Genomic DNA, 26962 nt, shown 5'->3' with positions numbered 1-26962 from the left:
GTTATTCAATGGTTAGCGTAAATTTTCCATCGTCGGCGCGTTGCAGCACCAGCGCCTGTCCCTTCGGCACGGCCACGTGACCGGCGACGAAATCGGCCGCCACCGGCAGCTGGCGTTCGCCGCGGTCCACCAGTGCCGCCAGCATGATGCGCGCCGGGCGGCCGTAGTCGAACAGCTCGTTGATCGCGGCGCGCGTGGTGCGGCCGGTGTACAGCACGTCGTCCACCAGCAGGATGTTGGCGGCCGCCACGTCGAAGGTGATGTTGGTCGGCTTGACTTCGGCCGGCAGGCCCTTCTTGGCGTAGTCGTCGCGGTAGAAGGACACGTCCAGCACGCCGCAGCGCGCGGACAGGCCGAGGTCGGCCGCCAGGCGTTCGGCGATCCAGGCGCCGCCAGAGTGGATGCCGACAATGGCGACATCCGGCACGCCGGCCAGGCCGGCTTTCACATCGGCCAGCAGCGTCGCGTACAGCGCTTCGGCATCGAGTTGGTTGGGATTGAGGGTAGACATGGTCACAGGGTATCGAAGTATTGTTGCAGAATGATGGCGGCGGCGCGGTCGTCGATGACCTCGCCGCGCCTGGCCGTGATGACGGCCGAGGAATAGCGTTCGTCGACCAGCTCCACCGGCAGGTTGAAGCGGCCGTTCAATTGATTGGCGAACTTGCGGGCACGGGCGGTCATTTCGTGCTCGGCGCCGTCCGGGTGCATGGGCAGGCCGACCACCAGCCGGGCCGGCTTCCACTCGTCGAGCAGTTTCTGGATGTCGGCAAAGCGGGTGGCGTTGTCGACAGCGCTGATGACTTTGACAGGCTCGGCCTGGCGCAACATCGTATTGCCCATTGCCACGCCTATCCGTTTGATGCCGAAATCGAAAGCGAAGATGGTTTCAATACCGCCCATTTACGCGTGACCTGCCTCGGAGGTCAGCATCAAGGGATCGATGCCGAGCAGGCGCATGGCGGCCGTGTAGCGGTCCTCGATGGGCATGTTGAACAGGATTTCGGGATCGGCGCCGACCGTCAGCCAGCCGTTGCGGCCGATTTCCTCTTCCAGCTGGCCGGGGCTCCAGCCCGAATAGCCGATCGACACCAGCATGCGCGGCGGACCTTCGCCGGCCGCCACCGCTTCCAGCACGTCGATCGAGGTGGTGAAGGCGATTTCATCGGTCACCGTCAGCGACGAGGAATAACGGTGGCCGGGCGTGTGCAGCACGAAGCCGCGGTCGTCCTGCACCGGGCCGCCGAACATGATCGGCTCGTCGTCATGGCCTTCCAGGCCGGATTCGACCTTGAGATCGATGCGTTCGAACAGCGTGTGCATGGTCATGTCGGTGGGCTTGTTGATCACCACGCCCAAGACGCCGTTTTCATTGTGTTCGCAGACATACACCACCGTGCCGCCGAAGACCGGATCTTGCATGGATGGCATTGCAATAAGGAAATGATTTGCCAGATTCAGCGTGCTGGCGGCAGCGCCGAACGGCTCCAGGGATACACCGGCTTCCTGCATCATGCCGGCGACAGGTAGAGTTTTGCCTATTTTGCTCTTCTTCATACAAGTTGCTCTCTCTGCTGGGGTGCGTGTTCTTTCTGTGCTGCTGACAATTACTGTAGTATTCGCGCGGCTAGCAACTCTGTTTACCCTGTAGTTTACACTGAATTGCGGGTGCGGCCATGATTGCGTCTCACACAAGATTGATACAGACCGAATGAAACTGACTTCTTCCCTCGTATGGCTGCGCCGCGATCTGCGCGTTTTCGACCATGTGGCCCTGAACCAGGCGCTGCTGGCGAGTGACAAGGTGTATTGCGTTTTTATCTACGACACCACCATCCTCGACAGCCTGCCGCGCCGCGACCGCCGCGTCGACTTCATCCACGCCAGCATCGCCGAAGTGGCGGCGGAGCTGGAACAGTTGGGCGGCCACCTGATCGTGCGGCACGCCGATCCGGCCACCGAGATCCCACAACTGGCCGCCGAACTCGGCGTGCAGGCGGTGTTCTGCAATCACGATTATGAACCGCAAGCGATAGAACGTGACGCCACGGTGGCCAGCGCGCTGGAAGCGGACGGCCGCCAGTTCTACAGCTACAAGGACCAGGTGATTTTCGAGTGCAGCGAGGTGCTGTCGCAGACCGGCGGCGTGTTCTCGGTGTTCACGCCGTACAAGAACGCCTGGCTGAAAAAGCTGGCCGCCGATCCGTCGGTGCTGGCGCCATACAACATCGAGCCGCATGCGGCGCGCCTGGCGCCGCCACCCTCGCCCGCTCCGGCGCTGCCGACGCTGGCCGAGCTGGGCTTCGAGCCGAGCAACCTGGCCGAACTGAAAATCCCGACCGGCATGTCCGGCGCGGCGCAGCTGTTCGAGGACTTCCTGCCGCGCATGGCCGACTACAACGTGGCGCGCGATTTCCCGGCCGTGAAGGGGCCGTCCTATCTGTCGGTGCATTTCCGTTTCGGCACGCTGTCGGTGCGCCACCTGGTACGCACGGTGCTGGACTTGCAGGAGCGTGGCGCCGGCGGCGAAGGCGCAGCCGTGTGGCTGTCGGAACTGATCTGGCGCGAGTTCTACGCCATGATCCTCTACCACAACCCGCACGTGGTGGGCGGCGCCTACAAGCCGGCCTACGACGCGATTGAATGGGAAACCGGCCCGGAAGCCGACGAACTGTTCGCCGCCTGGTGCGAAGGCCGCACCGGCTATCCGCTGGTGGATGCGGCCATGCTGCAGCTGAACCAGACTGGCTGGATGCACAACCGGCTGCGCATGGTGACGGCGTGCTTCCTGATCAAGGATCTGGGCATCGACTGGCGGCGCGGCGAAGCGTACTTTGCGCTGCACCTGAACGACTTCGACCTGGCGTCCAACAACGGCGGCTGGCAGTGGGCGTCGTCATCGGGCTGCGATGCGCAGCCTTACTTCCGCATCTTCAATCCGGTGACGCAGTCGCAGAAGTTCGACGCGCAAGGAAAATTCATCCGCCGCTACCTGCCGCAGCTGAAAGAACTGAGCGACAAGGAAATCCACGCGCCATGGCTGGCGCCGCGCATGCTGGCGCCGGACTACCCGGCGCCGGTGGTGATGCACGACGAAGCGCGCAAGCTGACGCTTGAGCGCTACGAAGTGGTCAAGAAGCCGACGGCGTAAGCAGGCCGCTGATCGCCTCCAGCAGCACCGCCTCCTGGAACGGCTTGCCGAAGTAGGCGTTCACGCCCAGCTCCAGCGCAACGTTGCGGTGCTTGTCGGCGCTGCGCGAGGTGATCATGATGATCGGGATGTTTTTGGTGCGCTCGTCGCCGCGCACATTGCGCGTCAGGTCGAAACCGTCCATGCGCGGCATTTCGATATCGACCAGCATCAGGTCCGGCGCCGACGCCTGCAACTGCTCCAGCGCATCCACGCCGTCCTTCGCCAGCAGCACGCGATAGCCTTCGCGCTCCAGCAGACGCTGGGTCACGCGCCGCACCGTCAACGAATCGTCCACCACCATGATGGTGCGGCCCGACCCCAGCTGCGCCGCCGGACTATCGGCCGCCACCTGCGCATACTGCGGCTTCACCTCCGGGTGATGCGCCAGATGCTGCGCCAGCGCCACCGGGTTCAGTATCAGCACGATATCGCCCGTGCCCAGCACCGTGGCGCCGGCAATCCCCACCATGCGCGACAACTGCGGGCCGATGTTCTTGATGACCACCTCGCGGTTGCCCAGCACCTCATCCACCTGCAAGGCCAGGCGCTCGTTGCCGTTCTTGAGCATCATCACCGGCGATGAACGCTGCATGGCCGGCTGCGCGACATCGCCCAGCAGCGTCGGCAGATACTGCATGCCGTTGTCGCGCGCCTCGGCCAGCGCGGCGTCTTTCATCTGCAGCACCTGCTCGACCAGGATCGCCGGCAGCGCGTAGGTCTTGCCGCCGGCGGCCAACAGTACCACCTGCGTGACGGCCAGGGTCAGCGGCAGGCGGATGGTGAAGCGTGTACCCTTGCCCGCCTCCGAGAACATGTCGACACGGCCGCCCAGCGCTTGCGCTTCCGACTGCACCACGTCCATGCCGACGCCGCGTCCCGACAGTTCGGTCAGCGCTTCGGCGGTGGAGAAGCCTGGTTCGAAAATCAGGTCGGCGATCTGCGCATCGGTGGCGGCGTCTTCTTCCGCCAGCAGGCCGACGCTGATGGCCTTGGCCTTGATGCGTTCCAGATCCAGGCCGCCGCCGTCGTCGCTGAATTCGATGACGATCTCGTTGCCTTCCTGCGCCACCTGCACCAGCAGCTCGCCGGTTTCGCTCTTGCCGGCGGCGCTGCGCGCTTCACGCGATTCCACGCCGTGCGCGATGGCGTTGCGCAGCAGGTGTTCGAACGGCGCGGCCATGCGTTCCAGCACGCTGCGGTCCAGCTCCACGCTGCTGCCGCGAATATCCAGGTTGACGCGTTTGTCGACGTCCTTGGCGCTCTGGCGGGCGACACGGAACAGGCGCTCCGAGATGCTGGCAAAGGGCACCATGCGCACGCGCATCAGGTCACGTTGCAGGTCGCGCGTCAGGCGGGCTTGCTGCGTCAGGTCGTTGTGGGCGTTGTCGACGCTGCGGGCCAGGCTTTCGTGGAAGCTGGCGACGTCGTTGACGCTTTCGGCCATCATGCGGGTCAGTTCCTGCAGACGGGTGAAGCGGTCGAATTCCAGCGGGTCGAATTCGCGGTCGCTGGAGATGGCCATGCGCGAGGCGATTTGCGATTCGGCCTGCATTTCGACTTCGCGCAGCTGGCGGCGCAGGCGGGCCAGATTGTCCGAGAAGTCGGTCAGCGATGCGCGCAGGGTTTCGACTTCGTTTTCCAGCTTGGAGCGTGAGATCGAAACTTCGCCGGCCTGGTTCACCAGGCGGTCCAGAATGTCGGCACGCACGCGCACCAGTGGCGATTTGATGCCGGCTGGGGCCTCTTCCGCCGGGGCTTGCGGCACGCTGGTTGGCGTTGGTTCAGGTGTCGCGTCTCCGGCCGTGACGCCGTCCTGCAACGTTGCGACGTTGCCGGCCAGGTCGGTGACCGCCTCGGCTTGCGGCGCGATCGGGTTCTGGAGTTGTTCGAACAGGAGCAGCGCGTGGTCGTAGTGCGCCATCAGTTCATCGAAGGCTTGCGGTGTGGCGGAGCCGGCGTGCACCATGTTTTCGATGTGCGTTTCGATTTCGTGGCAGTGCTGGCCGAGGCGCATCGCGCCGGCCATGCGCGCGCTGCCTTTGACGGTGTGCAGGAGGCGCAGCAGGCTTTGCGCCTGCGCGGTGTCGGCTGGATTGTGCTGCCAGGTACGCAGTGCTTCGCCGACTTGCGGCAGCAGGTCGGCGCCTTCTTCCAGGAAGACGGGCAGCAGGTCGGCGTCCAGTTCGTCGTTGAACAGGGCTGGCGCGGCGGTGAGGATTTCCGGCTCGGCGGGCGCCAGAGCGATGATCTCGGCGTCAGGCTCCGGTTGCGGTTCCGGTTCCGGTTCCGGTTCCGGTTCCGGCTCGACTTCGGCCGTAGGCTCTTCGGCCGGCGCGGCGACGATTTCCTCTTCCGGCCAAGGCTCCGGCGGCGCCGGCGCGGCCACTGGTTCGGACGGCAGCGGTTCGGCCATCTTCAGCGGTGGATCGGCAAAGGCGTCGTCGAATGCGGCGTTGAACAAGTCATCGATGCCGTCGTCGACGTGCACTTCCGGCTTTTTCTTCGGCGGTGGCGCTACCGGCGCTTCAGACTCCGGCACGGTGCCGCTGATGGCGTTGTAGGTTTCGCGGAACAGCTGGTCCAGCGCGGACTCCTGCACTTCCGGCGGCGTATTGATGCCATCCATCGTCTCCGCCACCAGATTGTCCAGGCGCGATTCGATCTCGTTGCTGGCGGCAGGCGGCGTCACCGCCAGCTCTTCGCGCAGGCCTTGCAGCGCGCCGATCAGCTCCGGCTGCGCGTCCGGCAGCTCGCCGGCCGCGAAGCCTTGCAGCATCTGGCGGATGCGTTCCATGGTGAAGTCCAGCAAATCATGCTGGACCTGATCCAGATGCGGCGCGGGCGGCAGCAGCACTTCCAGCGTGTCTTCCAGCGCCAATGCGAGTTCGCGCAGGGACTTGAAGCCGACCGTGCCGGAGGTGCCGGCCAGCGTGTGCGCGGCCTGCAGGGCTTCCGGATTGACCGGACGGCGCGGTTCGTGGCGCCACTCGCCGAAGTCCTGCACCAGCTTGCGCACCAGGTCATCGGATTCGTGCAGGTAGATGTTGTACAGCGGCAGAGGAATCGCCAGTTCGCCGATGTGTTTGATGTTGTCATCGCGCGGCACGTTCGGCGCGATGGTCGGGAATTCAATCACGTTGCCGTGGCTGACGATCGGCGGCGTGGTTGGCGCGATCACCGCCGGTTCGTCGGCCCCTGCGGCTGGCAGATCGATGGCGGGTTCGTCGATGACCGACGTGTCGGCGACAGGCGCGACGTCGGACGGCGTGGCGTCATCGGTAGACGCAAGTGCGGCGGAAGGTGCGAGGCCGGCTTCGCCGCCGTCCTGCACACGCGCGGCGGCGGCGATCAGGGCGTCGGCGTTGCGTGCGGAGATGCCGCTGGCGACCAGTTCGGCCACCCACGCGCCCATCTCCTGCGCTGCGCCGTTCAGCAGTTCAAACAAGGCATCTGTAGCCGGCCGCTGCTCCGCCAGCCACACGTTCATCACCTTCTCCAGGGCATAGGCGGCATCGGCAAACTGATTCAGGCCCACCATGCGCCCGCTGCCCTTCAAGGTATGGAAGGACCGCCGCAGCATGGTCAGATTCTCTTCACTGCCCGCCTCCGCGCGCGGCCTGGCCAGCGTCGCATCCACGAACACCAGCACCTCCTGCGCCTCGGAGATAAAGATCTCCAGCAGCTCGGCCTCCACCGCGGCATCGCTGGCGGCAGGCGGCGGCGCCTCCGTCGGCATCGCGGTCGGCGCCGGCGCGGGCACCTGCTCGTCCAGCACCGGAATCGACTCCGAACCAGCCATCTTCTTGAACGGCACCGAGCGGAAACTGCCCTGCTCCGCATCGAACGCAAAACGCTCGCGCGCGCCGGCCGCATTCTGCGCCAGCATATCGACAAAGAATCCCAGCGCGCCCACATTCTGCGCAATGTCATCCAGCGCCTTCGGTTCCACCGCCGGATCACCCTCGCCGCGCGCCAGCGCCAGCACGGCCGACTTCACATGCTGCGCCGCCCGCATCGCATCATCCTGGTCCAGTACCGACAAGGCGCCCTGCAACTGATGCAGCACCGGGTCCAGCTCCAGCAGCGACGGCCGTTTCGCCGGTTCAGCGTAATAATCGTCCAGCACCTTTTCCACTTGGCGCAAGCCGCTCTTCATCTCCATCGCCAGCGCGACCACGGTGTCGTCCTGCTGCATCTGGTGCGTCAGGCCCTTTTGCCACTGCGCCGGTTCGGGCGGCGTGGCGCCGGACACCATCGCCAGCAAGCGCGCGCCGATGGTGTCGGCATGCGCGGCGAAATCGTCCGGCAGATGGCGGATATGCTGCAAACCATGCTCGGCAAACAGCAAGGCAGTCGCCATCTCCAGCGCCAGCTCTTCGCTACGGCCGGCGGATTGCGCCTTGCGCGCGACGTCCGCCAGCTGGCGCAGCAAGGCGCTCAAGGCCGGCAGATTCAGTTTTTCGCATTCGGCCGCAGCGTCGGACAGCGCCACCTCGAAAGCCGCATCCAGATCGGGATCGATTTCCGCGTTGGCGAGACGGTCCCAGTTGGACTTGGCCTGCGCGATGCCGGCCTTGGCGCGTTCCAGCGCCTCGACATCGATCTGGCCGTAGCGGCGCGTTTCGTAATCCGCCGGCGCCAGGCCATCCAGCGCATAGGCGCCGCGCAGCTGCTGCACCACGCTGGCGGCCGAATCGGCGCCGGCGGTGGCGACGAAGAACAGCGCGTCGCGCAGCATCGCTTTCGGCTGCGCCGCCGTACCCTGGCTCAGGCGGCGGATCTGCAGATTGATCATGCCGAACAGCTGCTTGACGTACAGGCTGGCCGTCAGCTGGCCACCCGCCACCAGTTCGGCAAAGCCCTGCATCGCCAGCCAGAACGCGCGCGCCTGCCCATCCTGCTGCGCCTCGGCCACCAGCTCGACGGCGTTCAGCAAGGCAGCGGCGTGTTCCTGCTGCTGCGCCGGATCGGTGCTTTTCAAATACGGCAGCAGCGCGCGCTCGAAGCGCTGGCGATAGGCCGCGTAATCCGGCGCGGCATCGGCAGCATCGCTAGTGGTGGCGGCCAGCGGCAGGCTGACCGGCTGCGACAAATCAGGGAAGAACAAATCGGCCGGATGGATGCGCTCCGCCCCCATCATCTCCTGCACCGCGCGATAGTACGGGAACAACCTGGCCGGCTGCGACGGAGCGCCGTCCAGCAGCTCCTCCAGATACTCCACCAGCGCCTGATACAACTGCGCCACCGCCTGCACGTTATCGGTGCTGCATTTCAGCGTGCCGGCCTTGAAGCGGTCCAGCGCCGCCTCGGCCACCTCGGTCATCAGGCTCACGCCATCCAGGTCCACCATCTGCAAGGCGCCATGCGCCTGATGCAGGTGCGACTTCGCATGCTGCAATTGCGTGGCCTGATCTTCCGGCTCACGGCCGCCCGCTTCAAACAAGGCGGTGCGCGAACGCGCCAGCGACTCGCGAATTTCCACCATCACCCACGACAGAGGGCCAGTATCCAATTGCGGTAGCGGGGGAAGCGAAAGATCGGTGTTGGTCATGCTTGTCTCGGCCTTTGATTAAGCGATCCGGAAGCGCGCCACGGAGTTCTTCAACTCCTGCGCCAGCACGGATAACTTGTGAATCGATTGCGCGGTTTGCTGCGTGCCATCCTGGGTCTGCTGCGTCACCGTCAAAATATGCTGAATGTTCTGCGCCACGCCGGACGCCGACGTGGCCTGCTGCCCGGTCGCCTGCGAAATCCCGGAGATCAGCTCCGCCAGGCGATTGGACACCTGCGAAATATCGTGCAGCGCCGCGCCGGCCGCGTCGGACAGGCGCGCGCCTTCGACCACGCCCTGCGTCGACTTCTCCATCGCCGCCACCGCATCGTGGGTATCGGTCTGAATCGTCCGCACCAGCGCGCCGATCTGCTTGGCCGCTTCGGCCGAGCGCTCCGCCAGCCGCTGCACCTCCTCCGCCACCACCGAGAAGCCGCGTCCCGCCTCGCCGGCCGATGCGGCCTGGATCGCCGCGTTCAGCGCCAGCACATTGGTCTGCTCGGTGATGTCGGAAATCAGCTCGGTGATCTCGCCGATCTCCTGCGACGACTCGCCCAGCCGCTTGATGCGCTTGGACGTATCCTGAATCTGCTCGCGGATCTCGTGCATGCCCTTGATGGCGTTTTCCACCGCCGTCGAACCCTGCTGCGCCGCCGCCACCGACTGGCGCGCCACGTCGGCCGACTCGCTGGCCGAACGCGACACGTCGGTAATCTCGTTGGCCATCTTCACCACCGTGGACGACGCATCCTGAATCTCGCGCGACTGCTGCTGCGACGCCGACAGCAGGTCGCTGGAAATGCTCTGCGCGTTCGTGGACGCCCTGGTCACCTGTTCCGCCGTCGCCGTCACCCGGCCCACCAGGCCGCGCAGCTCTTCCACCGTGTAGTTGACCGAGTCGGCGATGGCGCCGGTGATGTCCTCGGACACCGTGGCCTGCACCGTCAAGTCGCCGTCCGCCACTTCCTGCAGCTCGTTCATCAGGCGCAGAATCGCCGCCTGATTCTGGTCGTTGGTGGCCTTGGCTTCCTCTTCCTTCTGCTGCGATTGCTGGCGCATGGCTTCCGCTTCCTGGCGGCGGCGCTCGGCGCCGCGCGTGCGGTTGTGGGAATCCATCAGCAGCACGCGGCCGATGGCGGCCGCGCTCACCAGCGTCAGCATGCCGCCGGCCACCATCAGCCAGAAGGTCAGGCCCAGCGAATCCTGGCTTTCGCGGTAGGTCTGCTGCAGCACCGTCAGGCGCTGGCGCAGCGCTTCGTTGTCGTTGAAGATCAGTTGTTCGGCGGCGCGCGCGGCGCTGAACTTATCCAGCTTGCTCAATACCGCCGCCACCAGCTTCTGGTACTCCTCGAAATCGGTCTGCAAGGCGGTGAACTTGGCGCGCAGATCCGGCTCGCGCACGGCGGCCAGGCCGAAGGGCACGCTGCCGTTGAGGAAGCCATCGATGGTGTTGCGGAATACCGTGGTGTCGCGCCCCAGTTGGAACGCGGTCTCCGAGCTGATGCCGCCGGCGGTGAGGAATTCGCTGGCGCTGCGGCTCATGCGCTGGGTCAGCATGGTCAGCTTGCCGAGCGCCGCGATCTCGCGCGCCGAGCCGCCGCGCTGCACCTTGACGGCGATGATGTCCTCGGTGCGCGCCAGCAGCTCCGGCGACATGTCGTTCAGCTTTTGCAGGGTCTTGTCCATGCCGCTCAGGTCCGCCTTCAGCAGCAGGATGGTGCCGGCGGCGAGGTCGGTCGCGGCCCACTGCTTGCGCGCGGCCGCCACCACGGTGGCGATGTCGGAGCGCGGCTCGCCGATCGAACGGCCCTGATAGGTACCGCCGCGCGTCATCAGGTTGATGTCGCTGGTGAGCTCCTTGCGGCTTTCCTCCAGCTGGCGGAAGCCTTCGGCGCTGCCCTGCACCGCGTTGGGCGCGGCCTTGCCGATGCGCTGCGAGTGCATCAGCGCGTCGCTGGCGACCTGGGTCTGGGCCGAGCGGTTGGCGCTGTGGATGGTATTCAGCGCAACGAACACCGCGCTCAGGGCCAGGCAGACCGCCAGCGCGGTCGACAGCAGGCTCAGTTGGCGTTGCGCCGGCAGGTGGCCGATCAGCGGCAGCTTGAAGCCGGGGCCTGTTTCGATGGGTGCGGCGGCGGTGCGGCGGCGGCCCAGCGCGTCGCGCAGGCGCAGCGGAGCGTCGCCATCGTCCGGCGCGGGTGCAGCTGCGGCCGGCGTCGGCGTGGCGGCCGTGTGCAGAAACTGCGAATCGCCGAATTCCGAGTTCGCGCTTGCGTCTTGAGCGGCATTCCGGCTGCCGCGCGAGAAAATCCCCTTCTTGAAAGCCATTACACCCTCTCCGGATTATCAGTGTTTGCCGACTATACGAGTCCTACATGCGAAAAACGGGATTCCAGCACCAGCTGCGCCAGGTCGATGCGGCGCCACGCCTGGCCATCGGCGTCGCTGAACTGCTGCCGGCACCAGGCCGGCGCGCCATCGTCGGCCGGCGCTTCCTGCATCTCGGCCAGCTTGCGCAGGCCCAGCACGCGTTCGACCTGCAAGGCGCAGTTGAAGCCCAGGGCCGGCGCAAAGGTGATCAGGCGGCGCTCGGCTGGCGCGCTGTCGCCGGCGCCCTGCCCCAGGTAGCGCGCCAGGTCGATCACGCCGGTCAGGTTGCCGCGGATATTGGTCAGGCCCAGATACCAGTCCTGCGTCAGCGGCACCGGCGTGGCCGGCTGCAGCGGCACGATCTCGCTGATCTGGGTCAGGTCCAGCAGGCACGGATGGCCGCCCAGCAGCACGCCCAGTTCGCGCCCGCCCACCGCCGCGCCGCTCTTGGCGGCCTGCATGCGCTCCAGCAGCTGCACCTGGTACTGGCGCAAACGGCTGCGGCGTTCGGCGGGAGCCTGGCTGTCCATCGTCAGTTCAGCGCCGCGATTTTGCCCAGCAGCTCGGCCGGGTCGACCGGCTTGACCAGGTAGTCGCGCGCGCCCTGGCGCAGCGCCCAGATGCGGTCCGTCTCCTGGCTTTTGCTGGAACAGATGATGATCGGCACATCCTTCAGCTCCGGATCGCGGGCGATCGAGCGCGTCACCTGGAAGCCGTTCGCGCCCGGCATCACCACGTCCATCAGGATCAGTTCCGGCTTCTCGGCCTTGATCTTCAACAGCGCTTCCTCGCCGCTTTCGGCGACGCTGACCGTGTAACCGCTGCGGGACAGGATGTCGCTCAGGTAGTAGCGCTCAGTGGGCGAATCGTCGACGATCAGAATTCTTTGTATGGCCATATTTCCCCCTGCGGCTTTCTTATTCTGGTGTGACAGCGCCGCCGGTGTGCTCGCGCACCGCCGCCAGCAGGCTGTCCTTGGTAAATGGTTTGGTCAGATAGGCCACCGCACCGACCATGGCGCCGCGCGCGCGGTCGAACAGGCCGTCCTTGGAGGACAGCATCAGCACCGGCGTGGCGTGGAATTTTGCGCTTTTTTTAATCAGCGCGCAGGTCTGGTAGCCGTCCAGGCGCGGCATCAGGATGTCGCAAAACACCAGTGCCGGGTGGTGATCGTTGATCTTGGCCAGGGCGTCGAAGCCGTCTTCGGCCAGCAGCACCTGGTAGCCGGCCTGGCTCAGGAAGATCTCGGCGGAGCGACGAATCGTGCTGCTGTCGTCGATCACCATGATTTTCAGGGGCGTAGAGGTCATAATGGTTAACCCGGGAATGAGGCTACACCATAGCACAAGCGACCGCGCCACTGGCGCGGCGGTTCCCGGCGGCGCACACTCAGATGGCTACCATCTCGAAATCGTCCTTGCGGGCGCCGCATTCCGGGCAGCTCCAGTTCATCGGGACGTCGGCCCAGCGGGTGCCCGGAGCGATGCCTTCGTCCGGCAGGCCGGCTGCTTCATCGTAGATCCAGCCGCAGATCAGGCACATCCAGGTCTGGAACTCCTGCGTTGTTTCGTTGCTACTCACGTTTTGCCACCCTCAATCAAGTAAAATGCCGAATTAGGTATCTTAATCTACCCGCCGTGCAAAACCAAACTTCTCCTCTCATATTAAGCTTTGGCGCCGCCGATCCGGCCGGCGCCTGCGGTGTCCAGGCCGACCTGGCGGTATTTTCGGCGCTGTCGTGCACCGGGCTGGCGGTGACCACCGCGTTGCTGATCGGCGACAGTGCCCGCGTCGAAGACAGCCAGGACATCGATCCCGACTGGGTCGCCGACCAGGCCCGCGTGGTCCTGGAAGACATGACCATGGCCGCCTTCAAGGTCGGCGCCATCACCAACCTGGAACAGGTGGCGGCGATCGCCGAGATCCTGTCCGACTATCCCGATGCGCCGCTGATCCTCGATCCATTCAGTTCGCGCCTGCCGGCCCCCTCGGACGACGACGCCGAGGAACTGCTGACCGCGATCCGCCAGCTGCTGGTGCCGCAGGCCACGCTGCTGATGCTGTCGCAGGTAGAGCTGGGCCGCATGGCCGAAACCTGGCGCGAGAGCGGCGACGGCGACGACACGCTGGAATCGGACGTGGAGCACCTGCTGGCCCTGGGCTGCGAATTCGTGCTGGTGACCGGCACGCCGGCCAACGGCGCGCCGGGCGAGACGGCCTCCCCCAACACCCTGGCCAACACCCTGTTCGGCGCCGATGGCGTCATCAGCCACGACGCCTGGCAGCACCTGACCGGCCCCTTCATCGGCGCCGGCGGCACGCTGTCGGCGGCCATCGCCGCCTTCATGGCGCGCGGCGCCGACGTCCCAGAAGCATCGGCGGCCGCACAGGAGTACACTGTTGGCGCGCTGGCGCATGCGCAGCGCTACGGAATGGGGAAGTTTGTGCCCAACCGCTTTTTCCACTTGCAGTCTGCAGAGGACATGCAATAGCAACCAGATAACGAAGATACCATCATGACCACGACTTCCAAGAACGACCAGCTGTTTGAACGCGCCCAGAAAACCACGCCAGGCGGCGTCAATTCGCCGGTGCGCGCCTTCCGTTCGGTGGGCGGCACGCCGCGCTTCATCACCCGCGCCGAAGGCCCGTACTTCTGGGACGCGGACGGCAAGCGCTACATCGACTACATCGGTTCCTGGGGCCCGGCAATCGTCGGCCACGCCCATCCGACGGTGGTGAAGGCGGTGCAGGACGCGGCCACGCGTGGCCTGTCGTTCGGCGCGCCGACCGAAGGCGAAATCGAGATGGCTGAAGAAATCGTGCGCCTGGTGCCGTCGATCGAACAGGTGCGCCTGGTGTCGTCGGGCACCGAGGCGACCATGAGCGCGCTGCGACTGGCGCGCGGCGCCACCGGCCGCGACAAGATCGTCAAGTTCGAAGGCTGCTACCACGGCCACGCCGACTCGCTGCTGGTGAAGGCGGGCAGCGGCCTGCTCACCTTCGGCAATCCGACCTCGGCCGGCGTACCGGAAGACTTCGTCAAGCACACGCTGGTGCTGGACTATAACAACGTGGCGCAGATTGAAGAGGCGTTCGCCAACTTCGGCAGCGAGATCGCCTGCGTGATTGTCGAGCCGGTGGCCGGCAATATGAACCTGATCAAGGCCAACGAAGACTTCCTGAAAGCCTTGCGCGAGCTGTGCACCAAGCACGGCGCGCTGCTGATCTTCGACGAAGTGATGTGCGGCTTCCGCGTGGCGCTGGGCGGCGCGCAGGAACTGTACGGCATCCAGCCGGACCTGACGGCGCTGGGCAAGGTGATCGGCGGCGGTCTGCCGGTGGCGGCCTTCGGCGGCAGCACGGCGCTGATGAGCAAGATGTCGCCGGTAGGCGCGGTGTACCAGGCCGGCACGCTGTCGGGCAATCCGGTGGCGGTGGCGGCCGGCATGACCACGCTGAAGCTGATCCAGGAGCCGGGCTTCTATGACAAATTAAGCGCAACCGCGAAGCGCCTGGCGGACGGCCTGACGGCGGCGGCAAAAGAAGCCGGCATTCCGTTCTGCGCCGACTCGGTGGGCGGCATGTTCGGCCTGTACTTCAGCGAAACGCCGCCGAACAACTACGCTGAAATGATGGCGGGCAACCGCGAACGCTTCAACGTGTTCTTCCACGCCATGCTGGACGAAGGCGTGTACTTCGCGCCGGCCGCGTTCGAAGCCGGCTTCGTCTCGGCGCAGCACAGCGACGAAGTGATCGACGAAACCATCGCCGCCGCCCGCCGCGTGTTCGCCAAGCTGTAACCCAAAACCAAAACCGGGGTCAGTTCTGCCAATCGCACACGGGCTCAACCTTGTAATGGTTGAGCCCGTGTGCGATTGGCAGAACTGACCCCGGTTTTTATTCAGCCGTCGGCCTGTTCGTCTTCTTCGGGACGCTGGATCACGCCGGTGTTGAAGTTGTATTCGAACAGGTCGCCGTAGCGGCCCCACTCGATGGCCACGCGCAGCGCGCGTTCGGCTTCTTCTTCGCTCAAGGTGAAGCGCAGCAGCTTGAGGAACAGGTCTTCCGGCAGGTCGCCCGATTTGTCCTGCTGCAGGCCGTGGCAGATGTAGGCGATCAGCGGCACGTGCTCCAGCAGCTGCTTGCCGAACATCTCCTGCCGCTCGGTGTTGTTGGCCTTGACATAGCGCCCGCCCAGTTCCGTCAGCAGGATGTCGCCGTTGGTCAGGTAGGCCAGACCCAGCAGGATCAGCGCGTTCAGCACGTCCAGCAGTTCGGCGTCGGTCAGCTCGGTTTCTTCGGCGATCTTCGGCAGGTCGGCGCGGCCGTTGAACGGTTCTTCGGCCAGCAACTCCAGAATGCCTTCCATGTGCGCGATGCCGGCCTGCGGCAGGCGGTCGCCCAGCTGCAGCTTGACTTCGCGCTCGCTGATCAGGCCACTGCCGCCGCTGCCGCGCCGGCCGGAACTGGCCGTCATCAACTCGTATACCTTGTCGATCAGCTGGCGCACTTCGGCGCTTTCCGCCTTGCGCGGCTGCGGCAGCGAAATCGGCAGCTCGGCGCGCACGCGGCCCGGATCGCTGGCGAAGATCAGCACGCGGTCGGCCATCATCACCGCTTCCTCGATGTTGTGCGAGACCACCAGAATGGCCTTGGTCGGGATCTGGCCCGACTGCCACAGTTCCAGGATTTCTTCGCGCAGGCGTTCGCCGGTCAGTACGTCCAGCGCCGAAAACGCTTCGTCCATCAGCAGCACTTCCGGCTCCATCACCAGCGCGCGGGCGATGCCGACGCGCTGGCGCATGCCGCCCGACAGCTCGCGCGGCAGCGCGCCTTCGAAGCCGGACAGGCCGATCAGGTCGATCACCTTTTCGGCGCGGCGCGCGCGTTCGTCCGGCGCCATGCCCTGCGCTTCCAGGCCCAGTTCGACGTTCTTCTGCACCGTCAGCCACGGGAACAGCGCGAACGACTGGAACACCATGCGGATGCCGCGCGCCGTGCCGTACAGGGGCATGCCGCGGTACAGCACCTGGCCTTCATCGGCCTGGATCAGGCCCGCCATGATGCGCAGCATGGTCGACTTGCCGGAGCCGGACTGGCCCAGCAGCGCAACGATCTCGCCTTCGCGCAGCGTGAAGTCGACGCCTTCCAGCACCGAGCGCGCGGAACCATCGGCAGCGCGGAAGTGCTTGCCGACGGCTTTCAGTTCAACGATAGGAGTGCTCATGATTCTGTTCCTAGAAATGCAGCCGGCTTTCGGCCAGGGTGTACAGGCGGCGCCAGACGAAGTGGTTAAAGCCCATCACGAAAATACACATGATGCCGATGCCCAGCGCGATGCGCGGGAAGTCGCCGGTGGCGGTCATCTCGGCGATGTAGCTGCCGATGCCGTGCGCCTTCAGGGTGGTCGGGCCCCAGCTGACAAACTCGGACACGATGGCGGCGTTCCACGAGCCGCCCGAGGCGGTGATGGCGCCCGTGACAAAGCTGGGGAAGATGGCCGGCAGCAGGTAACGGCGCCATTTCAGCCAGCCGGTCAGGCCGAAGTTCTTGGCGGCGTGGCGCAGTTCGGTCGGGATGGTCGAGGCGCCGGCGATCACGTTGAACAGCAGATACCACTGCGTGCCCAGGATCATCAGCGGCGACAGCCAGATGTCCGGATTCAGGTGGTAGCGCACGATGATGATCACCGCCACCGGGAACACCAGGTTGGCCGGGAAGGCGGCCAGGAACTGCGCCACCGCCTGCGTGCGCGAGGCCCAGCGCGGATTCATGCCGATCCAGATCCCGACCGGCACCCAGACCAGGGCGGCCAGCGCCAGCAGCACCACCACGCGTATCATGGTGTACACGCCCAGCATCAGCACGTGTCCCACCTCGGTCCAGCCGACTTCGGTGCGGATGAAGTGCACCAGGCTCCACAGCGCGTAGAACACCACCGCCGCGATCACCGCATCCCACACGCGCTGCGGCACCAGCGACGGCTGATCCTTGCGCGCACGGATCGAGGTGCCGTCGTGCGACAGGCGGAACACGGCGATGGAGCGCGACAGCTGGTGGCCGAACCACTCCACCAGCTGCTGCGTGCGCTCGGTGCGGCGCAGCCAGGTCAGCAGCCACGAGGACTGCGCGGTATCGCCGCCGGTTTCCTCGAAGCGGAACTTGTCGGCCCACGCCAGCAGCGGCCGGAAGAACAGCTGGTCGTAGGCCAGCACCGCGATCAGCATGGCGAAGATGGCCCAGCCGATGGCGCCCAGGTCGCTCTGCTCGATCGCCAGCGCGATGTAGGAACCCATGCCGGGCAGCTTGATGGTCTGGTTGGACACCACGATCGCTTCCGACGCTACCACGAAGAACCAGCCGCCGGACATCGACATCATCATGTTCCACAGCAGGCCGGGCATGGCGTACGGCAGCTCCAGGCGCCAGAAACGCTGCCAGCCCGACAGCTGGAACACCTGCGCCGCTTCCGACAATTCGGCCGGCACGGTACGGAAGCCCTGATAGGCCGAGAACGCCATATTCCACGCCTGCGAGGTGAAGATGGCAAAGATGGCGGCGCACTCCACGCCCAGCAGGTTGCCGGGGAAGAGCGCGATGAAGGCGGTCACGGTGATCGACAGGAAGCCGAGGATGGGAATCGATTGCAGGATGTCGAGCATCGGCACCATGATTTTTTCGGCGGCGCGGTACTTGGTGGTCAGCGCGGCAAACACGCAGCTGAAGAGCACCGACGCGCCCAGCGCGATGAACATGCGCAGCGTGGTGCGCAGCAGGTAGTACGGCAGATAGCTCGGATCGAGCGTCATCGGCAGCGTCTGGCCGAGTTCATACGGACGCGCCATCTGCTGGCTGCCATAGGCCATCAGCACGAAGACCGCCAGCACGATAGGCAGCAACGCCCAGTCCCAGCGATTACCGCCGGCTTCCACCACTTGGCGGGGGAAAAATTGCCGTTTCTTGTTCATATTATTACTTTCTCTGGGCGGCGAGGGTGTGCCGCGAGGAGCAAAGGGAGGAGGGAGCGCGTGCGCTGGCCGCCATTCTAATAGATTATTACTACGAATATATTACGGTCGTGAAAGTTACTTATTATATAATTATCAGCTATGAAACTCATTGCTGAAAAAAGGTCGAAGACCGACAAGTACGATGTGCTGCGCTTCGTGCGCAACAACGGCAGCTGCACCGACGCGCTGATGCCGCGCCAGGGCATTCTGCCCCACGATCTGGTGCATTACGTGGTGGAGTCGGCGCTGCCGTTGCGGCATGGTTTCCTGAGCCTGCTGGCGCGCGGCGCCGATGCGCAGTTCGTCATGACGGCGGTGCACGACCACGCCAATCCGCATGTGGAAACCGAGTCGGTGCAGGCGGAAGCAATCGTCGAGGGCTTGCAGGCGCAACTGTGGTCCGGCGCCTTTGACGAGGAGGCTTTCCTGGCCGGCGCCGCAGCAGCCTGCAGCGCCCGCAACAAGCCGCCGTTCGACTTCAGCCGGCTGGCGTTCGACCTCAAGACCGCCCTTTACGACCGCGCCCTCGCCCTGCACCACCAGTGGCACACGGCGCCCTACTACAGCACGCTGTCGCTGGACTTCATTCCACAACCGGTGTGATTATTTCAGCCAGCCGCGGTGGCGGAAGTAGAGGAAGGGGGCGATCGCGCTGGTGATCATCAGGACGATGGCGAACGGGTAGCCCAGGTCCCACTCCAGTTCCGGCAGCCACTTGAAGTTCATGCCGTAGATCGAGGCGATCAGGGTCGGCGGCAGGAAGGCGACGCTGGCCACCGAGAAGATCTTGATGATCTTGTTCTGGTTGATGTTGATGAAACCGACCGTGGCGTCCATCAGGAAGTTGATCTTGTCGAACAGGAAGGAGGTGTGGCCGTCCAGCGATTCGATATCGCGCAGAATCTGGCGCGCTTCCTCGAACTGCTCCGAATTCAGCAGCCGCCCGCGCATCAAGAAGCTGACCGCGCGGCGCGTGTCCATCATGTTGCGGCGGATGCGGCCGTTCAAGTCTTCCTCGTGGGCGATGGCGTTCAGCGCGGCGGCCGCGTCCTGGTCGGTGAAGGTTTCCTGCAGCACCCGGCCGCTGACCTCTTCCAGCTGCTGGTAAATGCCTTCCAGCGCGTCGGCCGAATACTCGGCGTCGGTGGCGTACAGGTCCAGCAGCACGTCCATGTAGTCGGCGATCGAGCCGGGACGCGAGCGCGCGCGCATGCGCACCAGGCGGAACACCGGCAGGTCGTCGGTGTGGACCGAGAACAGCATCTTGCGCGCCAGGATGAAAGCCACTGTCACGATGCGCGACGGGCCGTCCTCTTCTTCCAGCAGGAAATCGGTGCGCAGGTGCAGGTCGCCGTTTTCGGCTTCGTAGTAGCGGGCCGAGGCTTCGATGTCCTTGACCTCGTCTTCGCCCGGCAGGGTGACGCCGTAGATGGTCTTGACCCAGGCGCGTTCGTCATCCGTCGGGTCGGTCAGGTCGACCCAGACCGGCTCGACCTGTTCCAGGTCTGCGCGACTGTCGATGGGCACCTGGTTGAGCCGGCCATTCTGGAGAACGAAAACATTGATCATAGGTACACGCGCCTTTGGAAACAGCGCAAGTGTACCTGCAAAGCCCCCGACGAATCCAGCCCAAATCGGGGTCAGTGCCGACATTCGGACATTTCGCGCGCGAAATGTCCGAATGTCGGCACTGACCCCGGTTTTTACGGGAGATCGGCGGAGCCCATGCGGCGCAAAATCACGCCGGTGCGGCGGGCCAGGTAGTTGGAATCGCGATGCTTGTCGAAATAGCGCGGATTCGGCAGCAGCACCGCCAGTTTGGCCGCCTGCGGCGCGCTCAGGTTGGCCGCGCTGACGCCGTAGTAATGCCGCGCCGCCGCCTCGGCGCCAAAGGTGCCGTTGCCGAATTCCACCACGTTCAGGTAGATCTCGAAGATGCGCTCCTTGTCCATCAAGGTTTCCAGCATGAAGGTGATGATCAGCTCCTGCCCCTTGCGCACATAGCTGCGCGAACCGGACAGGAACAGGTTCTTGGCCAGCTGCTGGGTGATGGTCGAGCCGCCCGACACCACCTTGTGTTTCTTGTTGTTCTTCTCGTAGGCCTTTTGCAAGGCTTCCCAGTCGACGCCGTCGTGGTCGGAGAAATTGGCGTCCTCGGAGGCGATGATGGCGCGCTTCAGGTTGTTCGAGATGCGGTTGTACGGCACCCACAGCTGCGTGATATTGGCGTTGGGATTCTTCTCGCGCAGCGCCGACTGCTGCTCGCGCATGAAGCTGGTCATGCCCGGATTATGGTCGACCCACCACCAGATCTGCAGCAGGAAATACAGCTGCACCGCCAAAAACAGCAGGATAGGGACGATGAAGACCCATTTCACCCAGCGCCATTTGCCAGCGGATTTGCTCATAATTGCGCGCGCAGGTTCTGCAACACATCGGCCGTGACCGGCTGCACGCCGCGCCACAGGTGGAAGGCCTCGGCGGCCTGCTCGACCAGCATGCCCAGGCCGTCGCGCAACTGTGCGCCGTGCCGGGCTGCGAACTGCAAGAATACCGTGGGGGATGCCCCGTACATCATGTCCAACGCCAAAGCGCCGGGCGCGAAGACCGACGGCGCCAGCGGCGGCACTTCGGCGCTCAGGCTGGCGGCGGTGGCGTTGATGACGATGTCGTATGCGCCTTCAATAGCGGCAAAGCCGCAGGCCGAGACCACGCCCTCGCCGCCCAGCGCGGCAAACTGCTCGACCAGGCCTTCGGCCGTCGCCACGGTGCGGTTGGCGATCACCAGCCTGGCCGGACGATGTTCCAGGATCGGCAGCACCACGCCGCGCGCGGCGCCGCCGGCGCCCAGCAGCAGCACGCGCTTGCCGGCGATCGGCACGCCGGCGTTGTTGACGATGTCCGCCACCAGTCCAGCGCCGTCGGTGTTGTCGCCGATAATGCCTTCGTCGCTGAACACCAGCGTGTTGACCGCGCCGGCCGCCCGTGCGCGGATGGTCAGCGCCTGCGCCAGCTTGACCGCTTCCAGCTTGAACGGCACCGTCACGTTGGCGCCCTTGCCGCCTTCGGCGATGAAGGCGCGCACCGCTTCGGCAAAGCCGTCCAGCGGCGCCAGGCGGCGTTCGTAGTGCATGTCCTGCCCGGTCTGGGCCGCGTAGGCGGCATGGATCTCGGGAGATTTGCTGTGGGCAATCGGGTTGCCGAACACGCAGTAGCGGTCCATCGTTTATCGTCCTCCGCCGCTCATATCGGCTTGTAATTTATCTTCGCGGGTGAATTTGAAGGTGGTGATGATCACCCACAAATCGTCGCGGTCATTCGACAGCATGCTTGGCGGGAATTTTCCGAACGGCGCCGAGCGGCGCACGATGCGCATCGCCGCCTCGTCCAGCGCGGCGTTGCCGGAGCTGCGCTCTACCTTGATGCCGCCCTCCTTCTCGTAGATGGTGCCGTCCTGGAACACCGGGATCGACAGCATCAGCTGGCCATACAGTTTGCGCCCGTTCACGCTGGGGAAGTTCAGCGTGCCGGTGTCCTCGATACGCTTCTGCATGGTCTTGTAATAGATCGCATAGCCGGCTTCGCGCGTGCTTGGCGTGATCACGGTTTTCTTCGGCCGCTTGTTCTGGTCTTCGATGGTTTCGCTGATTTCCGCCACGCGGCGGGCGATGGCCTTGCTCGATTCCAGCAGGTCGGCGCCGGTGGGCGTCGGGTCCGGCTTGGCTTTCTCGGTGATCGGCGGCGCGGCCACTTGCGAGGACGAGTTCACCTGTGTCAGCAGATGCTTCTGGCGCTCTTCCAGTTCGGCGATGCGGCGCTTGCTGGCTTTCACGCTGTCGCCCATCTCGGTCTTGCGCATGTCCGGCATCGGCGACTTGGAGCGGCCCTGGTCGACCGTGCCGCCGCCGTCCAGATTGGCCTGGGCGACGGCGTCGGCCTTCAGCGGCGCCTTGTTGTGCTTGGCATTGACGAGGATGACTTCCAGCCCCGGATCGGCGGCCTGCACCGGTGCCGGCTGCGGCGCCACGAAGCGCACCGCCAGCAAAGCGGCATGCGCCACCAGCGAGAAGCCGATGGCGAGGTACAGCAGGCGGTTTTCTTTAAAAGACTTCACGCGGTGGCCGGATTCGAAAGATGGTGCAAATTCTACGTCATTCCTGCGCAGGCGGCGGTTCGCCGATGCGAAATGCATGCTGAGCCCGCGCGCCATGGGCACCCGCCTGCGCGGGTGCGACGGTTACTCCGCCGCTGGTTGCTCGGCGGCGGCCTCCACCGCCACTTCCGGCGCATCGACCGACTCTTCCGGCGCATCCTCGACTTCGTCCTCGAAGTCCAGCTCGGCATCGGCAGCCACCACGTCGGTGGCCGGGATTTCCAGCAGGCGCGTTTCGATGGTCAGGTCGACCTCGTCCCAGCGAAGGATGTCCAGCTTGACCTGCGCGCCGCGCGCCACCGACGGCATGCCCGGCAAGCGCACGATCAGCGGAATATCGGTCAGGCGCAGCACTTCGTCCTTCAGCACCACCGCCTCCACCTGGCGCGCATTTTCCTGACCCAGCCAGCGCAGGCACCAGTAGCGTTCCATGTTCGCCTGGTGATCCGCATAGGCCGAGTACGCCGCATCGAACTGCGACACGATGGCGAACAGCTCCGCATCCTTGTGCTTGAAGTGCGCGACCAGCGGCGCCATCACGCCCTTCTCGGCGCAGGCCAGGATCTGCCATTGATTGACCAGGTCGGTATAGCGGCGCAGCGGCGAGGTGCTCCACGCGTACTGGTCCACGCCCAGGCCTTCGTGCGGCGCGGCGTGGGTCAGCATGCGCACCTGCATCTTGGCGTTCCAGCCGCCAACACCACGGCCCTGGCTGCGGTAAATGCCTGGCACGCCGTTGTCGTGCATCAGCTTGCCCCAAGTGCTGTTGGCGAAGATCATCAGCTCGGCGACGATCTTGTCCAGCGGCGCGCCGCGCTTGCGGCGGCTGACCGTGACCACGTCGTCTTCGACATAGAAGTTGAAGTCGATGCGGTTGTTCTGTTCCGGCTTCAGGCCGAAGGCTTCGCGCTTGACCATGCGCGCCGCTTCCAGCACCTGCGCCCATTTCCAGATCAGGCCCAGCGATTCCTTGTGCGGGTACTCGCCCTCGCCGCTGGCCAGGGTTTCCTCGTTGACCAGGTCGTCCAGGTCGTTGTGGCGCAGGTTGTTGGCGATCGGCACCATCTCGGCGCGGGTTTCGGTGGCCAGCACCGACCAGTCGGCCGGATTCAGCGTGGCGTACAGCGACAGCGCCGGGCAGGTCTTGCCTTCGGCCAGCGTGAACGCTTCGACGATGGCGTCGGGCAGCATGGTGATCTTATCGCCCGGCATGTAGACGGTCGACATGCGCGCGCGCGCCAGCTTGTCCACGGCGTCGTCCGGCTTGATGCCCAGGCCCGGCGCGGCGATGTGGATACCGATCTTGACATTGCCGTCGGCCAGCCTGGTGACCGAGAAGGCGTCGTCGATCTCGGTGGTGGTCACGTCGTCGATCGAGAAGGCTTGCACCTCGGCCAGCGGCAGGTCGGTCGGCGGCACCGGCACCGGCACGTCCGGGAAGCCCGCGCCTTTCGGGAAGCTCTCGAACAGGAACTTGGCCATGTGCAGCGCCTTCGGCGACTGCACGCCGCCCACCGCCAGCATCAAGCGCTGCGGATTGGTGTGCAGGTCGTTGCAGGCCGCTTCCAGCGCCTTGTATTCGATGGAATTCTTGTCCGGCTTGAACAGCAGTTGCAGGACGATTTTCTGCATCGATTCCGGCAGCTGGTTGGCTTTCAGCTCTTCCACGTAGCCGGCTTGCACCAGCGCCTGCTGTTTCTTTTTCTCGATGCCGGCCAGCGCCGCGCGCAGCGATTGCTCCGGCGCGGCCTTGTAGCGGCCACGGCCTTTTTTGTAGAAGTAGACCGGCGCCGAATGCAGGCTCAGGATCAGGCCCGCCGCTTCGGCCGGCTGCGGCGCATGGCCGAAGTACTCCGCGCCCAGTTCGGCAAAGCCGAACTCCTCCTCGCCCGCGACTTCCCACAGGAACTCCAGGTCGATCTCGGCGGCGATGGCCTTGGCTTGCTCCATCAGCTCGGCGGGAGCCGGCTTTTCAAATTGCAGCAGCACGTCCTTGGTCTTGACCTTGGTGCGCTTGCCGCTGGCCATCTCGACTTGATAGGCCTCGCCGGCTTGCGTCATCACACTGCCGACTTTGAAATCGCCGGATTCTTCAAAAAATACATTCATCGTTTATTTGTGCTCGTTTTAATCAGTTCCAGCACGGCAGGCAGGAATACTTCCGTCACCAGCAGCGTGCCTTGACGGCGCTGATACAGGCAGCGCCGTGCATATAATATGTGTGCGTCGGGGGCGGCGATGCCGTTTTCCACCAGCGCGGCGCGCGCGCGGCGCGCCAAAGGATGCCCTTCCCGCAATCTTGCAAATTCCAACACACCGCGCCGCACCAGCGGATCGCCGAACAGCGTGGTGCCCAGCGAACGCTCGCCCAGCGCGCTGAACAGCGGCCAATCCATGGCCGTCGCCGAGCGCGGCACCACCGTGTGCGCGTACACCGCAGGCGTATTATCACATCTCAGCAGCACTTCCCTCTCCAAAACGCGGCCGGGGCGATGCATGCCGATCACGGCGGCCTCGTCGCTGAGGCAAATCGCGGTGCGCTGACGCAGGCACTGCACGCGGAACGCGTTGCTGTGCGCCTTCAACCGCGCGGTCAGCGAACCGCCTTCCATCAGCCACGGCACGTAGGCCGCTGGCGCGTTCAGGGCCAGCACATGCGGCTGCCACTGCGCCTGCCGCAGCGAGGCGCTTCTCGGCGGCGCGCTCAAGACCGCGCCTCGATGCCGCAGAAGGCCAGCACCTCGTCCACATAGTCAGGGAACTCGGACACCGCATGGTCGCTGCCGTCGATCACGTGCTGGCGCGCGCCTTGATAGTGGGCCACCATATCACGATAATCGAGCACTTCGTCGCCGGTTGCCGCGAGCAAAAAGTAGCGTTGCGGCTGGGTGATCCGCGGCACGTCCAGCGCGCGCAGTTCGTCGATGTACTCGCGCTTGAATTCGAACGGCTCGTCGGAGTGGAATTGCGTGGTGACGCCGACATGCTTATCCAGGCCCAGGCTCGGCACGATGGCCGGATTGACCAGCACCGCGCGGCAGCCGATGCGCTCGGCCAGCCAGGTCGCGTAATAGCCGCCCAGCGAGGAGCCGATGATGCTCAGGTCTTGCGCCGGGATGCCGTCGATCAGGGACAGCGCCAGCGCCATCGCTTCTTTCGGCGAGGCCGGCAGTTGCGGGCAGATCAGCTGGTCGGCCAGGCCAAGCGCCGCCATGCGCTCGCCCACCACGCGCGCTTTCATGGACTTCGGCGAGGAGCGGAAGCCGTGCAGGTACAGAATCATTACGCCAGCGCTTTCAGGATTTTGTCGTGCACGCCGCCGAAGCCGCCGTTGCTCATCACAATAATCTGGTCGCCCGGCTGCGCGGCCTTGGCCACGGCCGCCACCAGCGCGTCGATGTCCTCGTAGGCGCTGGCGATCCCGCCCATCGGCGCCAGGGCCTGGCCCAGGTTCCAGCCCAGCGCCTGTTCGCTGCCGTAGCCGAACACCAGGTCGGCGTCGCCCAGGCTGCCTGGCAGCGCGTCCTTCATCGTGCCCAGCTTCATGGTGTTGGAGCGCGGCTCCAGCACGGCCAGGATGCGTGCCGCCTTGCCGATCTTCTGGCGCAGGCCGCCGACGGTGGTGGCGATGGCGGTTGGATGGTGAGCAAAGTCGTCGTAGACGGTGATGCCGTTGACCACGCCGCGTACTTCCATGCGGCGCTTAACGTTCTCGAACGTGGCCAGCGACTTGGCGGCCTGCGCCACCGGCACGCCGACGTGGCGGGCGGCCGCGATCGCAGCCAGCGCGTTGGCGCGGTTATGCTTGCCGGTCAGTGACCACTCGACGTGACCAGCCACTTCACCGTTGAACATCACATCGAACGTGCCGTCATCGTATTCGTTCAGCGCCCAATCGGCGCCCTCGCCGCGGCCGAAGCTTTCCTTCTCGCTCCAGCAGCCGCGCTTGAGCACGCGCTGCAGCGGCGCTTCGTCGCCATTGAAGATGACCCGGCCGATGCCCGGCACGGTGCGCACCAGGTGGTGGAATTGGGTTTCGATCGCGCCCAGATCGGGGAAGATGTCGGCGTGATCGTATTCCAGGTTGTTCAGGATGGCGGTCTTGGCGTGGTAGTGCACGAACTTGCTGCGCTTGTCGAAGAAGGCGGTGTCGTACTCGTCCGCCTCGATGACGAAGAAGATAGAATCCTTGTCGCCCTGCATGCGCGCCGACACGCCGAAGTTCTTCGGCACGCCGCCGATCAGGAAGCCGGGCGCGTAGCCGGCGTCTTCCAGGATCCAGGTCAGCATGGCGGTGGTGGTGGTCTTGCCGTGCGTGCCGGCCACGGCCAGCACCCATTTGTCTTTTAATATGTGGTCGCCGATCCACTGCGGGCCGGAAACGAACGGCAGGCCGCGGTTCATGATTTCCTCGATCAGCGGATTGCCGCGCGTGACGACGTTGCCGATCACGTACAGGTCCGGCTTCAGCGCGACCTGCTCCGGGCCGTAGCCGGTGATCAGTTCGATGCCCTGCGCTTCCAGCTGCGTGCTCATCGGCGGATAAACATTGGCGTCGCAGCCGGTGACGCGGTGGCCCGCTTCTTTCGCCAGGACCGCCAGGCCGCCCATGAAGGTGCCGCAAATACCGAGGATGTGAATGTGCATAGTAATAATGACGACGAGTGAAGACAGGATTTTAC

At 65.0% G+C, this 26962-nt stretch carries 23 protein-coding genes; 4 read left to right on the top strand and 19 right to left on the bottom strand.

Features of this window, described 5'->3' with window-relative positions; translation table 11 throughout:
* Window position 1: 1 nt before the first annotated feature.
* Genes pyrR through GJ698_RS13885 form a run of 3 tightly spaced genes read right to left on the bottom strand, consistent with a single transcriptional unit; the run spans window position 2 to window position 1557 of the window.
* On the bottom strand, window positions 2-511 hold the full coding sequence (gene pyrR / locus GJ698_RS13895; protein WP_154358345.1) for a bifunctional pyr operon transcriptional regulator/uracil phosphoribosyltransferase PyrR: 510 nt from the start codon (window positions 509-511) through the stop codon (window positions 2-4).
* Between the two features lie 2 nt (window positions 512-513).
* A complete protein-coding gene (gene ruvX, locus GJ698_RS13890; RefSeq protein WP_154358217.1) occupies window positions 514-903 on the bottom strand; it encodes a Holliday junction resolvase RuvX in 390 nt (129 codons plus the stop codon).
* Window positions 904-1557 carry a YqgE/AlgH family protein gene (locus tag GJ698_RS13885; protein WP_229259981.1) on the bottom strand — a complete coding sequence of 218 codons (654 nt, stop codon included), beginning with the start codon at window positions 1555-1557 and terminating at the stop codon, window positions 904-906.
* Between the two features lie 154 nt (window positions 1558-1711).
* On the opposite strand from GJ698_RS13885, the gene GJ698_RS13880 reads away from it, so the two are divergent.
* Complete coding sequence (locus GJ698_RS13880; RefSeq protein ID WP_154358216.1) at window positions 1712-3151, top strand: cryptochrome/photolyase family protein; 1440 nt, start codon at window positions 1712-1714, stop codon at window positions 3149-3151.
* Here the strand turns inward: GJ698_RS13880 and GJ698_RS13875 are convergent.
* From GJ698_RS13875 to GJ698_RS13850, 6 genes are all read right to left on the bottom strand, one after another.
* Window positions 3132-8744: a hybrid sensor histidine kinase/response regulator gene (locus GJ698_RS13875; protein WP_371865305.1), complete on the bottom strand. Its 5613-nt coding sequence runs from the start codon at window positions 8742-8744 to the stop codon at window positions 3132-3134. The genes GJ698_RS13880 and GJ698_RS13875 overlap by 20 nt on opposite strands.
* An 18-nt stretch (window positions 8745-8762) precedes the next feature.
* Window positions 8763-11072, bottom strand: a complete 2310-nt coding sequence (locus GJ698_RS13870) for a methyl-accepting chemotaxis protein (RefSeq protein WP_154358215.1) — start codon at window positions 11070-11072, stop codon at window positions 8763-8765.
* Window positions 11073-11104: 32 nt separating this feature from the next.
* Entirely contained in the window at window positions 11105-11644 is a 540-nt protein-coding gene (locus GJ698_RS13865) for a chemotaxis protein CheW (RefSeq protein ID WP_154358214.1), read from the bottom strand.
* Between the two features lie 2 nt (window positions 11645-11646).
* Complete coding sequence (locus tag GJ698_RS13860) at window positions 11647-12012, bottom strand: response regulator (RefSeq protein ID WP_154358213.1); 366 nt, start codon at window positions 12010-12012, stop codon at window positions 11647-11649.
* 19 nt (window positions 12013-12031) lie between these two features.
* Window positions 12032-12424 carry a response regulator gene (locus GJ698_RS13855; RefSeq protein ID WP_154358212.1) on the bottom strand — a complete coding sequence of 131 codons (393 nt, stop codon included), beginning with the start codon at window positions 12422-12424 and terminating at the stop codon, window positions 12032-12034.
* A gap of 79 nt (window positions 12425-12503) precedes the next feature.
* Window positions 12504-12656: a rubredoxin gene (locus tag GJ698_RS13850; RefSeq protein ID WP_110845658.1), complete on the bottom strand. Its 153-nt coding sequence runs from the start codon at window positions 12654-12656 to the stop codon at window positions 12504-12506.
* A 95-nt stretch (window positions 12657-12751) separates the two neighbouring features.
* On the opposite strand from GJ698_RS13850, the gene thiD reads away from it, so the two are divergent.
* Both thiD and hemL read left to right on the top strand, forming a co-directional pair.
* Window positions 12752-13606, top strand: a complete 855-nt coding sequence (thiD, locus tag GJ698_RS13845) for a bifunctional hydroxymethylpyrimidine kinase/phosphomethylpyrimidine kinase (RefSeq protein WP_371865303.1) — start codon at window positions 12752-12754, stop codon at window positions 13604-13606.
* A gap of 24 nt (window positions 13607-13630) precedes the next feature.
* Window positions 13631-14917, top strand: coding sequence for a glutamate-1-semialdehyde 2,1-aminomutase (gene hemL, locus GJ698_RS13840; RefSeq protein WP_154358210.1), 1287 nt, complete (start codon window positions 13631-13633; stop codon window positions 14915-14917).
* 101 nt (window positions 14918-15018) lie between these two features.
* On the opposite strand, the gene GJ698_RS13835 is transcribed toward hemL, so the two are convergent.
* Together GJ698_RS13835 and GJ698_RS13830 are read right to left on the bottom strand one after the other, a co-directional pair.
* Entirely contained in the window at window positions 15019-16344 is a 1326-nt protein-coding gene (locus GJ698_RS13835) for an ABC transporter ATP-binding protein (RefSeq protein WP_154358209.1), read from the bottom strand.
* Between the two features lie 10 nt (window positions 16345-16354).
* A complete protein-coding gene (locus tag GJ698_RS13830) occupies window positions 16355-18085 on the bottom strand; it encodes an ABC transporter permease (protein WP_154358208.1) in 1731 nt (576 codons plus the stop codon).
* A gap of 141 nt (window positions 18086-18226) precedes the next feature.
* Between GJ698_RS13830 and GJ698_RS13825 the strand changes: the two genes are divergently transcribed.
* On the top strand, window positions 18227-18730 hold the full coding sequence (locus tag GJ698_RS13825; RefSeq protein WP_154358207.1) for a hypothetical protein: 504 nt from the start codon (window positions 18227-18229) through the stop codon (window positions 18728-18730).
* On the opposite strand, the gene corA is transcribed toward GJ698_RS13825, so the two are convergent.
* The 8 genes from corA to mpl form a co-directional block, all read right to left on the bottom strand.
* Entirely contained in the window at window positions 18731-19696 is a 966-nt protein-coding gene (corA, locus tag GJ698_RS13820; RefSeq protein ID WP_154358206.1) for a magnesium/cobalt transporter CorA, read from the bottom strand.
* Between the two features lie 134 nt (window positions 19697-19830).
* Window positions 19831-20535 (bottom strand): monofunctional biosynthetic peptidoglycan transglycosylase, encoded by a 705-nt coding sequence (gene mtgA / locus GJ698_RS13815; protein WP_154358205.1) that lies wholly within the window; start codon window positions 20533-20535, stop codon window positions 19831-19833.
* Complete coding sequence (gene aroE, locus GJ698_RS13810) at window positions 20532-21350, bottom strand: shikimate dehydrogenase (protein ID WP_154358204.1); 819 nt, start codon at window positions 21348-21350, stop codon at window positions 20532-20534. Before aroE ends, mtgA begins: the two co-directional genes overlap by 4 nt.
* A gap of 3 nt (window positions 21351-21353) precedes the next feature.
* Window positions 21354-22241, bottom strand: a complete 888-nt coding sequence (locus tag GJ698_RS13805) for a TonB family protein (protein ID WP_371865302.1) — start codon at window positions 22239-22241, stop codon at window positions 21354-21356.
* A 123-nt stretch (window positions 22242-22364) separates the two neighbouring features.
* Window positions 22365-24389: a ribonuclease catalytic domain-containing protein gene (locus tag GJ698_RS13800; RefSeq protein WP_154358203.1), complete on the bottom strand. Its 2025-nt coding sequence runs from the start codon at window positions 24387-24389 to the stop codon at window positions 22365-22367.
* On the bottom strand, window positions 24386-24988 hold the full coding sequence (locus GJ698_RS13795) for a chorismate--pyruvate lyase family protein (RefSeq protein ID WP_154358202.1): 603 nt from the start codon (window positions 24986-24988) through the stop codon (window positions 24386-24388). The genes GJ698_RS13800 and GJ698_RS13795 overlap by 4 nt, the downstream gene beginning before the upstream one ends.
* Entirely contained in the window at window positions 24985-25563 is a 579-nt protein-coding gene (locus GJ698_RS13790; RefSeq protein ID WP_154358201.1) for a YqiA/YcfP family alpha/beta fold hydrolase, read from the bottom strand. The genes GJ698_RS13795 and GJ698_RS13790 overlap by 4 nt, the downstream gene beginning before the upstream one ends.
* On the bottom strand, window positions 25563-26927 hold the full coding sequence (mpl, locus tag GJ698_RS13785) for a UDP-N-acetylmuramate:L-alanyl-gamma-D-glutamyl-meso-diaminopimelate ligase (protein WP_154358200.1): 1365 nt from the start codon (window positions 26925-26927) through the stop codon (window positions 25563-25565). The genes GJ698_RS13790 and mpl overlap by 1 nt, the downstream gene beginning before the upstream one ends.
* Between the last annotated feature and the right edge of the window lie 35 nt (window positions 26928-26962).

Source organism: Duganella aquatilis (genome assembly GCF_009674565.1).
GTDB lineage: Bacteria > Pseudomonadota > Gammaproteobacteria > Burkholderiales > Burkholderiaceae_D > Rugamonas > Rugamonas aquatilis.
This window is presented reverse-complemented; position numbering and strand designations above follow the sequence as displayed.